General features: G+C 64.9%; 13 protein-coding genes and 1 pseudogene. 9 read left to right on the top strand and 5 right to left on the bottom strand.

All coding sequences use genetic code 11. The annotated features are described in order from the left end of the window. Positions 1–314: 314 nt before the first annotated feature. The 3 genes from IM725_RS18130 to IM725_RS18120 all read right to left on the bottom strand — a co-directional run bounded on the left by IM725_RS18130 (position 315) and on the right by IM725_RS18120 (position 1,400). On the bottom strand, positions 315–563 hold the full coding sequence (locus tag IM725_RS18130) for a hypothetical protein (protein ID WP_193782041.1): 249 nt from the start codon (positions 561–563) through the stop codon (positions 315–317). Continuing rightward, positions 560–769: a hypothetical protein gene (locus tag IM725_RS18125; RefSeq protein WP_193782040.1), complete on the bottom strand. Its 210-nt coding sequence runs from the start codon at positions 767–769 to the stop codon at positions 560–562. Before IM725_RS18125 ends, IM725_RS18130 begins: the two co-directional genes overlap by 4 nt. Before the next feature lie 349 nt (positions 770–1,118). After that, positions 1,119–1,400 carry a hypothetical protein gene (locus IM725_RS18120; RefSeq protein WP_193782039.1) on the bottom strand — a complete coding sequence of 94 codons (282 nt, stop codon included), beginning with the start codon at positions 1,398–1,400 and terminating at the stop codon, positions 1,119–1,121. Between the two features lie 152 nt (positions 1,401–1,552). Between IM725_RS18120 and IM725_RS18115 the strand changes: the two genes are divergently transcribed. Then, entirely contained in the window at positions 1,553–1,948 is a 396-nt protein-coding gene (locus IM725_RS18115) for a P27 family phage terminase small subunit (RefSeq protein WP_193782038.1), read from the top strand. Between the two features lie 185 nt (positions 1,949–2,133). Here IM725_RS18115 and IM725_RS18110 read toward each other — a convergent pair. Then, positions 2,134–2,900 (bottom strand): IS5 family transposase gene (locus tag IM725_RS18110; protein ID WP_227753924.1). Its coding sequence is split into 2 segments (ribosomal slippage): positions 2,134–2,585 and positions 2,585–2,900, totalling 768 coding nucleotides; the frame shifts between segments, so codons are not numbered across the junction. A 762-nt stretch (positions 2,901–3,662) separates the two neighbouring features. Beyond that, positions 3,663–5,276: a purple acid phosphatase family protein gene (locus IM725_RS18105; RefSeq protein ID WP_193782037.1), complete on the bottom strand. Its 1,614-nt coding sequence runs from the start codon at positions 5,274–5,276 to the stop codon at positions 3,663–3,665. A gap of 253 nt (positions 5,277–5,529) precedes the next feature. Between IM725_RS18105 and IM725_RS18100 the strand changes: the two genes are divergently transcribed. The 8 genes and pseudogenes from IM725_RS18100 (at position 5,530) to IM725_RS18065 (ending at position 13,132) form a co-directional block, all read left to right on the top strand. Beyond that, positions 5,530–8,415 carry a beta-propeller fold lactonase family protein gene (locus IM725_RS18100; protein ID WP_407692538.1) on the top strand — a complete coding sequence of 962 codons (2,886 nt, stop codon included), beginning with the start codon at positions 5,530–5,532 and terminating at the stop codon, positions 8,413–8,415. A gap of 111 nt (positions 8,416–8,526) precedes the next feature. Then, positions 8,527–10,626, top strand: coding sequence for a TonB-dependent receptor (locus tag IM725_RS18095; protein ID WP_193782036.1), 2,100 nt, complete (start codon positions 8,527–8,529; stop codon positions 10,624–10,626). A 197-nt stretch (positions 10,627–10,823) separates the two neighbouring features. Then, entirely contained in the window at positions 10,824–11,102 is a 279-nt protein-coding gene (locus IM725_RS18090) for a type II toxin-antitoxin system RelB/DinJ family antitoxin (protein WP_125875118.1), read from the top strand. Beyond that, positions 11,074–11,394 carry a type II toxin-antitoxin system YafQ family toxin gene (locus IM725_RS18085; RefSeq protein ID WP_193782035.1) on the top strand — a complete coding sequence of 107 codons (321 nt, stop codon included), beginning with the start codon at positions 11,074–11,076 and terminating at the stop codon, positions 11,392–11,394. The genes IM725_RS18090 and IM725_RS18085 overlap by 29 nt, the downstream gene beginning before the upstream one ends. A gap of 3 nt (positions 11,395–11,397) precedes the next feature. Further along, complete coding sequence (locus IM725_RS18080; protein ID WP_193782034.1) at positions 11,398–11,625, top strand: hypothetical protein; 228 nt, start codon at positions 11,398–11,400, stop codon at positions 11,623–11,625. A gap of 25 nt (positions 11,626–11,650) precedes the next feature. After that, positions 11,651–12,016, top strand: a pseudogene (gene rhuM, locus IM725_RS18075) (RhuM family protein); the annotation flags it as partial. A gap of 5 nt (positions 12,017–12,021) precedes the next feature. Then, positions 12,022–12,576, top strand: a complete 555-nt coding sequence (locus IM725_RS18070) for a hypothetical protein (protein ID WP_193782033.1) — start codon at positions 12,022–12,024, stop codon at positions 12,574–12,576. After that, on the top strand, positions 12,524–13,132 hold the full coding sequence (locus IM725_RS18065; protein ID WP_321576216.1) for a TOTE conflict system archaeo-eukaryotic primase domain-containing protein: 609 nt from the start codon (positions 12,524–12,526) through the stop codon (positions 13,130–13,132). The genes IM725_RS18070 and IM725_RS18065 overlap by 53 nt, the downstream gene beginning before the upstream one ends. Positions 13,133–13,239 lie beyond the last annotated feature (107 nt).

Genomic DNA, 13,239 nt, shown 5'->3' with positions numbered 1-13,239 from the left:
CACGCATTCGCTTCTTGGCCGCCTCGCTCAATCGCTTTTGCACCATACCCATATTCTCCAGGAACAAGCCTGAAGACATAACGCAAGAGCGACACAACGGTTGTCATGTGTTTAGAGAAGATCAATAGTTCTCCTACTAATGCCGAAGAACCTTATCAATTAGAAAAGAGCCTGAGGCGCCGCCCCGGGCGGTGTGGAAAAGTCGCTAGAGCTGTTAGACCTACTTGCGTGCGAGCGAACATACGCATATCGAGCGAAGCCGATCATTGCGCAAGTACACGAGCGCATAAAGGACACGGTTCCTGGTGCAAGCGTCATTCGCAACCTTTGCCCTCGTCCATCGAGGCGTGCACGGCATCACTCAGGCAGTCATAGCGGTACCCGCCAAACCGAAATCCGAATCCATCGAGTTCGATACTATGGGCCGCCATCAGTATGCGCTCTTGCGACGTGGTCATTTCAAGTGGCCTCACTTGCGAGCCGACCGAGTCGTTGCCTGTTCCCCGCTGCAGCATCGGGCGGCTACTGACCAAGAGCGGCGTGGAAGGAAGAAGGTCTTTCACGCGAGGCTCCGGGACTTCAAAACCGGCTCGGAAGTCGCACGTCGGTGCATTCGCAACCTTGCAAGCTGGAGTTCGAGCGCCTCCACCAGGAAGTACGAGGTGAGGTACTGCTCGCCGCCGCCTCCTCCTTGCTGCAGAAGGGCGGTGTGGGTAGTGGCGCGTTGCAGCCGCGTCTGTACCTGCTTGATCTGTTCTTCAATGGTCATACCATCCTCCTTTGAGATCCACTTCAAGATAGGGGGCTCTTGGAGCCCGCTCGCGTGTAGTTGAGCCCTTCGCTCACACGGTTGTCACCTTGACCGAGCTTGTCATGTACGACGCGGGAACGGGGAAGATAGGCCTTGAGCCTGCCGTATCTGAAGGCGCAGTCATTGAAAGATCCTCATGCGATGGTGCGCCTTACCGCGCTCAATTGCGGGTTTCGGGTGCAACTCTTTGTCTGGTCACGTTCGCTCCGCGCGGTACCGTGATTGTGATTGTGATTGTGATTGTGGAGACACAGACATCGGAATGGTCAACACAGTTCTGCCTCCAGCAGGGCCTCGTAGGGCTCGCTCACACGATCCTCCGCAACATCGCGGCGACCGCCATCAGTGCTTCTTTGCTGCCGAGCGATGCGTCCGCAGGCCAGGACTCGACCAATTGGGCGCAGCGCTCGCGCTCGGCTGATGACACGTCGCGCGCGAGCAGGTTGCGATCCTCGCTGCCATAGGGCGGAGGCCCCTGAGCGGGGTGGTGCGAATCGCCCGCAGCTCGCTGCTGGGCCTTGATGGCTTCTACTTCGTCCTCGCTGTGCGATTGCCACATCCTGCTGGCGGCTTGCTGCTTCGTTGTCATAGGAGCGCCTTTCTGACGGGCATCATGCGCCCGCTCTGCGAGAATTGCTGCTCAGCAGTGGCGCTAATAATCTCAAGGGGACCCTGCAGAAATGCCGGACTAACCCGCATGAGCCCCGCCCCGGCGGGCGGTTCGGTGAGCCCCCGGAGTACATGTTCGACATTGCTAAGGAGGACTGGACCTATGCGGTGGAGAACGCGCCGTCCGGCCTGTTGTCGGCGCTTGACGCACCCGTATTGAAGCGCCGTGCCAATTGCACAGGTCTTTACTGCCAGCTCTTGTCCAAGATCACTCGTGCCGGTGTGGCAGGCATGATCGTCAAGATGCCCAGCGGCATTTTGAGGCGGTCACCGCTGATGGGTGTGATCCGTGACCTGGCGCAGGAAATGAAGGGCTACGAGTTTGAGATGGGGTTCACCCCAGCATCGCGCTCGCCTGTCCCTCAGGAGGCTGTAGACAAGAATGACCTCTGGGCAGAGATCGCTGGGCGATTAGGGCTTCGGCTCTGCCCAATTCGGGGTGATCATCATCAATCAATCAAGGCCTGAGTTGGTCCGACGCTGAGGTCAGCGTATCCAGCAGCGCTTGAAACGCTTTCATCTGTGCCGAGTCGAACTGGAAAGTCGTCTGGTCCAGTCCATCTTGATCGCAACCTGTATCCGGAGCGTTGGGTGGTGTGGGATTCGTGACGCGATCAGTGGTTATTGAGCCAGTTCTCGATGACTAGGGCCTGTTAACACAAACTGCGAAGACCATCGGCTACCAGGACGAAGCTGAGGAAGCCAAGGAACATCGCATCGAGTTTCTCGAAGCGAGAGAAGATGCGCCGGAAGCCCTTGAGGCGCCGGAACAAGCGTTCTACTTCATTGCGCCGCTTGTACATCTGGCGGTCGTACTCCCACGGCTCGATGCGGGTCTTCATCGGCGGCACCACCGGGATAAATCCAAGGTCGAGCGCGAGCTGGCGTGTCTCGTTGCCCTCGTACGCTCGGTCCATGAGCAGGTGAATCGGGCGGCTCGTTGCGCCCAGGCTCTCCAGCAGCCGCCTGCCTTCAGGGGCGTCATGAGCCTGCCCGGGCAAAAGGCTGAACGTCACGGCCGTTCGAGCATCCGCGGCAACCATATGAATCTTGGTGTTCCATCCACCCCTGGATTTTCCAATGGCCTGCGGTCCGTTTTTTTTAACGCACCGGTGCCGTCGGGATGTACCTTGATGCTGGTGCTGTCCAGCGAAACCGCCTCGATTCTGATGCGCACCACCTGCTCGCGCTGCAACTGCTCGAACATCTTGTCCAGCACGCCCGCCTTGGTCCAGCGATTCATGCGCGTGTAGATGGTGTGCCAGTTGCCAAAGCGTTTGGGCAAGCCGCGCCACTTGCACCCGTGCTCGGCCACATACAGGATGGCATTGACCACTTGTAGATTGCTCAAGCTGACGTTGCCCCGCTGCGTGGGCAGGCAATGCTCGATGAGGGCAAACTGCTCAGGCGTGATTTCCATGCGCAGCAGTCTCGCGCTTTTCTTCTGACCAGTCTATTAGTGTTAACACGCCCTAGACTCGAAACGCCCCCGAAACCAAGCGTCGCCATGGCGCTGCATGGCCACCTGCACAATGTTCGAAGCCCTGGAACGGCCAGCAGGCCGGGTCAGCCTCGTCCCGGGAAATTCGGGATCTGCCACGGAGGCGAGGCCAGCCTCGCCCAGGCTTGTGGCGGCCCTGGCGCCGGGAGACTGGCCCGCTTCCTATGTCGCGTCCGCGGGGTTCGGTTTTGCCGTGCAAGGCACGCCTGCTGGATGTGTCGTGGCAGTTGCGCGCGCTGAGAGAGGGCACAACGCCGCCACGGAGTGAAGGCATGCCACGTCACGCCGGTGTCGTGATGACCGATTCCAATGGGCCATGGCGGACTTCAGGCACGGATCTCCCGGAGGCTCCAACCCGGGCGCGCGCGCGCGTGCGAGGGTTCCCGATTGGCATGCGGACCTGGCGGTGGGCAACGCCCTGCTCGACAGGCAGCACATCGAGCTCTTCGACGTGCTGCGCTCCCTGGCCTCGGACATCGACAGCCTGGACCGCCGGGCCATGCTCCGATCGCCACGTGGCTGCATGCGCACCTCGTCGACATGGACCTGCCCGCGGCTGCGAGCATGGGCCAACTGCCGCCCAAGCGGGGTGCTTGCGGCTCCTGAGCCTGTCGATCGGCATGCCGCCGCCCGGCCGCCCTCGCAGCCGGCGGCGCCCCGGGGACGGCCGCCGGCGCCGCGTCAGGCCGCGTCGCGTCGCGGGCGCTGCAAGGTGAAGCGCTCGAAGGGCTGGAGCTGCCCGCCGGGGCCCGTGACGTCGTAGTAGACAACGGACAGGCGTGTGGTGTCGCCCGGGTGCCGGCCCGGGTCCACCGTGAAGGCCGCGAAGCCATAGGCATGGGCCGCATTGCGCACCGCCGACCAGGGCGCGCCTTCCATGACGTAGACAGGCGGCCGCTTGCCGGTCTTCGCATCGGCTTCGCCCACCGAGACGATCACCCGGCACGCCGGCGGGTTGTAGAACAGCTCATGCGAGGGCACGGAGGTGCCGCCGCCACCGATCACCATGTGCACCGCACCCTGGGTGGTGTCGATCACGTCCGTCGCCGTGCTGGCGGGCCGCGGCGTGCGCGTGCGGTTGTCGTCGCACCCGTGCAGCGGGTGGGAGCGCTCGTAGTGGTGCTCGTGCCCGCAGACCACCAGGTCCACGTTGTACTTGTCGAACAGGGGCAGCCACTCCTCGCGGATCCCCAGGTCGGCACCATTGAACTTGTCGGCAGTCGATATCGCGACCTGGTGCATGCACACCACGATCCAGTCGATGTTGCGGTTGGCGCGTGTGGCCGCCAGCTCCTTCTCGAGCCAGGCCTTCTGCGCGCCGCCGGAGTAGCCGCGGACGTAGCTGTTGCCGCCGTCCTGGTAGGTGACGTCGTCATTGGCCAGGCTGATCACGCGCACGGCGCCTGCGGTGAACGCATACCAGAGGCCGCGCGTGGTGTCCGTGTGGCCGCCGGCCTCGGGCAGGGAAAAGTAGGCCTGATAGGCCTGGTAGCCGATGGGGCCGTTGCCGAGTTCGTTCTCGTGGTTGCCGGCGCAAGGCATCCAGGCGCGGTGGCGCGCACTGCGGGAATTGTTTTCCCAGAAGTCCCACCAGGTGCGGACGCGGTCCTCGGCGATGTTCGCGTAGCACAGGTCCCCGTTGAGGAGGTGGAACAGCGGCTGCAGCCGTTCCACTCCGAGGGTCGTGTCGGCGGCGGCGGGAGAGCCCAGGTTGTCGTTGACGTAGAGGGGCGCCTGCAGTGTCACGCCTGCGGGCGGTGCGTACTTGCGGCCCATCGTCGGCGTCCCCTGGTCACCGAAGCTGGTGAATGTGAATGCGGCACGCCCGGAGGGCGCCGTGCGGAAGCCTGCGAACTCCGGCGTGGCGCCGCGATGCAGCGCCGCATACATGTAGCTCGTGTCGGGCCGCAGGCCGCGCAGCCGGGCGTGGAAGACATGAACTGTCCGGCCCGATTTGGCATCGGTGTAGCTCGTGGGGTTCGCAGCCACCACCCGTTCCAGCCGGCCATCCGGCATGCCCAGCAGCACGCGCGGGTGATCGACAGGTTGCAGGCTGTGCCACGACACCACCACTTCAGTGGACGCATCGGCACCGAACTGCAGGTGCAGCCCGGACACCGGACCGGACTGGGGATCTGCTTCGGTCTTGCCGGAGAGATGGGGGTCGACGCGGCCTGATGCATGGGCCGATTGCGCCTGCGCGGTGGCCGCGGCCGCCAGTGCGCCAGGGGCGAGCCCGGCTGCCAGGAGCAGGCGGCGGCGCGCGGGATCGGGTTCGACGTTGCCGGTGGTCATGGGGATGGCCTTTCGTTGACGGGGTGGACGGCGGGCTCGGGACGTTGGGCGCACGCAGTTGTCCGGGCCGACGGGTGCCGATCATTGCGGGCCTGGATGACTTTGTGATGGCAGGCCATGGGCGCGTGCGACCGGTCCGCGCCGTCACGGACCTGTCATTCCCAGCCCATAGATTGATTCCGTTGCACACGGGGTGGGCGGTCCCCATGTGGCCGAACTGAGTCACCGCGGCTTGTCGACCAAGGAAACAAAGATGCGTGTCAATCGTTTTGGCCACATGGTGCTGTTGGGCCTGAGCTCGATCCTGGCAGCCTGTGGTGGCTCCAGTGCCCCACCTTCACTGGGGACTGTCAGCACGACCCCGTTGCCGACGGGCCAGCTCATGTCGCCGACGGCGACGCCGGGCGCCGCCTACATGACCCTGGTGCCGGGCTTCAAGACCAATCCCTCCCTTCCCGCAGGCTTCGCCCAGTCGGAAGCGCTGAGCCCGGATGCCAAGACGCTGCTGGTGCTGACCAGCGGGTACAACTACGTGGTGGATTCAAGCGGCAAGCAGGTGCCCGGCGACTCGACGCAGTTCGTATTCGTCTTCGACGTGAGCGCAGGGGCGCCGGTGCAGAAGCAGGTGCTGCCGGTGTCGAACAGCTACGTTGGGATCGCGTTCGCGCCGGACGGCAAGAAGTTCTATGTGCCTGGCGCAGGTGAGGACAACATCCATGTGTTCGCCTTCAACGGCACCGCCTGGGCCGAGTCGGGCACGCCGATCAAGCTGGGGCACACGTCCGCGAACGGGCTGGCCCAGGGGCCGACGGCCACCGGCATCGCCGTCACCGCCGATGGCACGCGCGCGGTGGTGGCCAATCGCTACAACGATTCCGTGACCATCGTCGACCTCGTCAATGCCAAGGTCATCGCCGAGCAGGACCTTCGCCCCGGCAAGAGCGGTGGTGCGAGCGGCACACCGGGCGGCGAGTACCCGAACTCCGTCGCCATCGTCGGCAATTCGACGGCCTACGTCAGCAGCGAGCGCGACCGCGAGGTCGTCGTCGTCGACCTGTCTCCCGCGACGCCGTCCGTGAAGGCACGCATCCCCGTGGCCGGCAACCCCAACAAGATGGTGCTCAACAAGGCGCAGTCGGTCCTGTATGTGGCGTCGGACAACGCGGACGTCGTGTCCGTCGTGGACACCGCGAAGAACGTCGTGACGGCTAGCATCCCCACGCTGGCGCCCACCAGTGTCCTGACGGCCGCGCAGGCCCGCTACAAGGGCGCCTCGCCCGATGGCTTGGCGCTTTCGCCCGACGAGAAGACCCTGTACGTGACCAACCGGGGCACGAACTCCCTGGCAGTGATTTCGCTGGCTTCGACGCCCGCGGCCGTCACTGGCCTCATTCCCACGGGTTGGTATCCGTCGGATGTGCGCGTGTCGGCGGATGGGTCGCGGCTCTATGTCAGCAACGCCAAGACGCCGCCCGGCCCCAACCCGGGCAACTGCCTGGGTTACGAGACGGTGCCCTGCCCGGTGGCGGGCAGCCCGGTCACCTTCGGTGCGAACCAGTACGTGGAGAACCTGACGGGGTCCGCGCTGCTCAGTTTCCCGGTTCCGGGCGCCGGCACGCTGGGCCTGCTGACCACCCAGGTGGCGAGCAACAACAGCTTCAATTCGGTGCCCAGCGATGCCGATGCCCAGCTGATGGCGACGCTGCGGTCCAACATCAAGCACGTGATCTACATCGTCAAGGAAAACCGCACCTACGACCAGATCCTGGGTGACCTGGGCAAGGGCAACGGGGCGCCCACCCTGACGGAATTTCCGCAGAAGACCACACCGAACCTGCACGCGCTGGCGAACACCTTCGTCACGCTCGACAACTTCTTCGACAGCGGTGACGTGAGTGGCAACGGGTGGCCCTGGAGCACGGCGGCACGCGAGTCCGATGCGGGCGCCAAGATGCTGGCCCCGAACTACGCGGGCAATGGCGGCGGCGGCTCCTACGACTGGGAAGGCAGCAATCGCAACGTGAACGTCGGCCTCGCCGGCAGCGCGAGAAACGCGGCCAACCCGCTGTCGCAGTCGCTGGATGCCGACACGCTGCCCGGCACCGGGAACGTGGCCGCACCGGACGGGCCCGACGGGCAGGTCCAGCAGGGCTACCTCTGGGATGCCGCCCTGCGTGCCAAGCTGAGCGTGCGCAACTACGGCTTCTTCATCGACCTGACCCGCTACCATCTGGCCGGCACGCCCTATGCCGGGCTGCAGATCCCGACCGACCGTACGCCCTTTGCCAGCGGGATCGTGCAGGCCTACGCGGCCAACTCCAACCTCGCGCCGCTGACCGATGCCTACTTCCGCGGCTTCGACGACAACTACCCCGACTTCTACCGTGAGCAGGAGTGGGAGCGGGAATTCGATGGGTATGTCGCTGGATCGAACCTGCCCAGCCTGAGCCTGGTGCGCTTCATGAACGACCACACCGGCAGCTTCGGCACCGCGATCGACGGTGTCAACACGCCGGAGACGCAGGTCGCCGACAACGACTACGCGGTCGGCCGCCTGATCGAGAAGGTCGCCAAGAGCCCGTACGCGTCGAACACCCTCATCTTCATCGTCGAGGACGACGCGCAGGACGGCCCTGACCATGTGGATGCCCACCGCAGCACGGCCTTCGTGGTCGGCCCCTATGTCAAGAAGGGTGCTGTCGTGAGCAACCGCTACACCACGGTCAACGTCCTGAGGACGATCACCGACATCCTGGGCCTGGACCACCTGGGCGTGTTCGACGCCAGCCAGTCGCCCATGACGGCCGTGTTCGACCTGGCGCAGACGAGCTGGACCTACACAGCGACGGCGTCCAGCCTCCTGAAGGCCACCGCACTGCCGCTGCCGACCACGGTGGCCTATGCCGCCGCGGCCAAGCCGACCCACGACGCGCGCTACTGGGTCGCCAAGACCCGGCAGTTCGATTTCTCCGAGGAGGATAAGGTGGACGCCATGGCCTACAACAAGGTGCTGTGGGCGGGGCTGATGGGTGGCAAGCCCTATCCGTCGAAGGCGCGCGCTGTCGAGCCGACCGCGGACGGGCAGAAGCTGCCCAAGGCGGCGGCCCAGCGCCCAGCGGCCGTGACGGCCGCCGGCTGATGCGGTGCGGCCCGCTGCACGGGGCAGCGGGCCGGCGTCCCGGCGTGCCCGCACGCGCGCCCCAGCCCCTGGCGGCCGCAGGTGCCAGGGGCCGAGCTGAGCCCAACTTCCATGACATGCAGACTTCTTGCGGCCGCCGCCATCGCATGCTGCGCCACCGCGGCCGCTGACGCGGCTCTCGCCGAGCAGGCTTCCAACCGGTCGCCCCTGGACAAGGTCCAGGTCACCGCCACCCGCTTCGGCGAGCAGGTGCAGGAAGTCCCCCTGTCCATGACGGTGGTCACCGGCGAGGACATCCGTGCTCGGGGCGCGCGTGACCTGCGCAGCGCCCTCGCCCTCGTGGGCGGCATCCAGGTCGCCCAGGGTGGCGATGCCGGGCCCTCCGGTGCCGTGCCCGGCTTGCTGGGCATGCGTGAAGTGGACGACTTCCTCCTGCTGATCGACGGCATCCCGGCAGGCGGGGCCTTCCTCCCGCAGTTCGAGGCCGTCAACCTCAACAACGTCGAGCGGATCGAGATCCTGCGCGGGATGGCGCCTGTCTACTTTGGCACCACGGCCTTCGCCGGCACGGTCAACGTCGTGCATTACCCCGCGGGCAAGGCCGCCTCGGCGATGACGCTCACCTATGGATCGTTCGGGGCGGCCGGCGTGGAAGGTTCCACCGTGCTGTCCACGGGTGAGCTGAAGCAGTCGATCAGCGGTGCCCTGGAGAGCCAGCCGGACTCCAACCCACGGTCGGGGTTCAAGCGGGCCGAAGCGACCTACCGGATGGCCATGCCACTGGCCGGCGGCGTGGTCCGGGTCGACCTAAGCGCCTTGGCGCTGCGCCAGAAGCCCGGCAGCCCCTCGCCCGTCGACAACGCGGGCCGCCTGGGCGCCGGCTTGCCGGTCGACTTCAACCAGAACCCGGCGGACGCGCGACTCAACACCGAGCGGTACCAGCTGGTGCTGGGGTACAACCGCCGCCTCGCCATCGGGGACTGGGGAACCACGGTCTCGCTCACGCATTCCACGGTGAACAGCACGCGGGGATTCCTGGTCGACCGCTTCCTCGACGCCGCAGGGGACAACGCCGCAGGCGCGGTGCAACACAGGCAGCTGGCCGACGTCTTCATCGATTCGCACATCACCGCGAGGCCCGTCCCGTGGCTGATGGTGACCTATGGGTTCAACGAGCTCTACGGCCGGGCTTCCCAGCAAAGCACGGCGTTCACCTATGCCGTGCCCCTGGGGGCCGGCATGGCCCCGGCCAGTTCGGCGGGGACACCCACCGATGCCGAGTCCCTGGCCGATCGCCGGAATTTCTTCGGTGTCTATGGCCAGACGCGCATCCTGGCGAGCGACCGCCTCAGCATCCTGGCCGGCCTGCGCTGGAACCACACGGACGAGCGCCGTGTCGGGCAGGATGCCGACGGCAGCCTGGCGCAGGCGCAGACCAACAACCGGTGGAGCGGCTCGATCGGCGCGCAGCTGAAAGTCTGGCGCGATGCGAGCGGCGATTTCGATGACGTCATGGTGCATGCCAACCTGGGCCGTACCTTCCAGCCCACCCAAGTCGACTTCGGGCCGGACGCGGCGCGTTCCCCCATCCTCCAACCTGAAACGCAGCGCAGCTTCCAGGCGGGCATCAAGGCGGACGGGCTGGATGGGCGGTTCGACCTCGACCTGAGCGCCTTCGCCGTGAACTTCGACAACCAGGCCGTGACGGCCCAGGAGGACGGCCAGCCCGTGCTCAGGAATGGCGGGCGCCAGCGGGTGACCGGGTGGGAACTTGAAGGCACATACCGGCTGCAGCCGGGCTTGAACGCCGTCGCGCATGTCAGCCACAGCAAGGCGCGCTACGTGGACTTCAACACGTTGCAGGATGGCGTCGTGACGCAGCTGGCGGGCAATGCCCTGCCGCTCAGCGCCCGTGTGCTCGCGGGCGCCGGGCTCATGTTCGCCCCGATGAGGGGCTGGCAGGCGTCGCTGGTGGCGTCGTACACGGGGCGCCGCTTCCTCGACATGGGCAATGCGGTCGAAGTGCCCGGCTACACGACGATCGACGCCTCGCTCGGCTACGTCTTCGAAGGCGGCGTCAAGGTGTCCATGACGGGAACCAACCTCTCCAACCGCCGGGACGCCGTGCTGGCCAGCGAGATCGGCGAAGGGCAGTTGTACAGGAGGCCGGCGCGCCGCTGGACAGTCGGGCTGACCGTCCCGCTGCACTGACGGGACCGTCCGGCCTGGCCTGCTGTGAACGCCCCCCGAGGGCTTTCACAGGCCTTGCAAAATCAACAACTTACGCGTGCCGGTTCAGCGTAAACCAAGGCCGCCAGTCAGGCATCGAACGCCGCCAGAGCACCGCCAGCGGTTACTTGACCGTATCGCAGACGAGATACATAATTGCGGAAACGGAGGATTCGATCATGGCTCATTCCACGATGCTGCACGTCCGGGTGGACGACGAAATCAAGACGCAAGCCAGTGAGGCTCTGGCAGCCATGGGGCTGTCGGTGTCTGATGCCGTGCGCATCCTGCTCAAGCGCGTGGTGAACGACCAGGCCTTCCCGCTGGAGTTGAAGGTGCCTAACGCCCAGACCCGCGCGGCGATGGAAGAAGCCCGCGCCATGGCCAAGGCGCGCACCGCCCGTTTTGGGTCTGCAGACGCCCTGATCGATGACCTCGAAAAAGCCCGCCAGCAGTAAGCGGGCGCCGCTGCCCAGGGCGAGCGATTACACCAAGACTTTCCTCAAAGACTGGGAACGCCTCTCGCGTTCGGGCCGCTACGACCTGAAGCGGCTGAAGGAGGCGATGTTGCTGCTCATTGGCAACGATGCGCCGCTGGGGCCTGAATGGCTGGATCACCCGCTGAAGGGTGATTGGGCTGACCACCGCGAATGTCACATCGGCGGCGACTTCCTGCTCATTTACCGCCTGTATGGCAACGCCATCATCTTTGTGCGGGCAGGCACGCACTCTGAATTGTTCGAGGAGTGATCCGTGGCGATTGAATCACTGCCCACTTTCACCAAGCCAGCCCGTCAGCGCTGGGAATCGATTCCCTCCAATATCCGCCAGCGGCTGCTGTCCAACGTCTGGGGCGGCCACTGCCATCACGAAACAACGATCACCAATTTCAGCGGAAACATCAAGGGCGGCGACTTGCTGCTGGTGGGCAAGTGCGCCGAATGCCGCGGTGATGTGGCACGGGTGATCGAGGGCTCGTAACCCGGTCAGGCATCAAACATGGAAAGACGGGCCGCTGGGCAAGATCCAAAAGTTTGATGTCGTGGTCGCCAAGAATTACCTGACCGAGCCCGAAATGGCGCAACTATCCCGCCTGGTCAACGCCTATCTGGGTGTGGCCGAGGACATGGCACAACGCAAGATCCCGATGACCATGCAGGATTGGGAGACGCGCCTGAACCGCTTCATCGAGGCCACCGATCGGGAGGTGCTGCAGGACGCGGGCAAGGTCACGGCGGAAATCGCCAAGGCTCACGCCGAAAGCGAATTCGAGAAATACCGCATCGTTCAGGACCGGCTTTTCGTGAGCGACTTTGACCGGGCGCTCAAACGAATCGAGTCCGACGGCCAGCCGGACATCGCCGAGGAATAGGGCGAATGGTCACGAAGAAGAGCTCACCCACCTGGAGCGACGTCAAGTCCAGGCTCGCCGGAGTCGATCGTGCTGGCCTGCTTGGGTTGGTGCAGGACTTGTACGCGGCGAGCAAGGACAATCAAGCGTTCCTGCACGCCCGCCTCGGACTCGGCGACGACGTACTGAAACCCTACAAGACCATCATCGACCGCTGGCTGTGGCCCGATGTGTTCAAGAATCAGGACACCTCGGTCACCAAGGCGAAGAAGGCCATCGCCGACTACAAGAAGGCCATAGGCCAACCAGAAGGCTTGGCGGAGCTGGCTGTGTTCTTCTGCGAGCGCGCTGTCGGCTTTAGCAGCGATGTGGGCCTGCAGGACGAGGGCTACTTCAACGCCCTGGTGCGGATGTTCGAGCAGGCGTTGACGACTATCGGTTCGCTGCCCGAGGATCGCTGGCACGCACTGCCGGCCCGTCTGGACGCCGTGCGGCGCCTCGGCCATAACCTTGGCTACGGTGTCGGTGATGACATGGACGATCTGCTCTCAAGGTCCGGATTCGATGCCGGATCGCGATGAACTGTCCGGATTGCGAGCCGAAAACGCCCGCCTGATCGCCCTGCTCGAATCGCACGGTATCCAGTGGCGTCCGCCGCAACCGGTCGTCCTGGTGGCGCGAGAGCCGGAGCCGTCCAAGCTTTCCACCGCCGAGAAGGTGGCACTGTTCCGTCGGCTGTTTCGTGGGCGCACGGATGTTTACCCGATCCGCTGGGAGGGCAAGACCTCCGGCAAGACTGGCTACACGCCCGCGTGCGCAAACGAATGGCGCGCCGGTGTCTGCGAGAAGCCGCGCATCAAGTGCGGGGACTGCAGCAATCGTCTGCTGATCCCTCTGTCCGACGCAGTGATCTACGACCATCTGGCCGGTGAGCACACAGTCGGGGTGTATCCGCTGCTGGAAGACGACAGCTGCTATTTCCTCGCGGTCGACTTCGACGAGGCGGAATGGCGAGCCGATGCGCTGGCATTCCTGAAGTCCTGCGATGAACTGGGCGTACCGGTGGCGCTGGAGATTTCCCGCTCCGGGAATGGAGCGCACGCGTGGGTGTTCTTTGCTAGTGTCCTGTCCCGCTAATTCATAGGCACGAAAACTGCATGGGATGAGGCATCCTCGGAGATGCCTCATGCCCAATGCATATACCCGCACCAGCAACATCGAGCTCACTGACGCGGAGCGCGCGG

It is taken from the genome of Ramlibacter aquaticus, from assembly GCF_015159745.1.
GTDB lineage: Bacteria > Pseudomonadota > Gammaproteobacteria > Burkholderiales > Burkholderiaceae_C > Ramlibacter > Ramlibacter aquaticus.
Note: the sequence above shows the minus strand (reverse complement) of the source record. Positions and strands in the feature narration are given on the sequence as shown.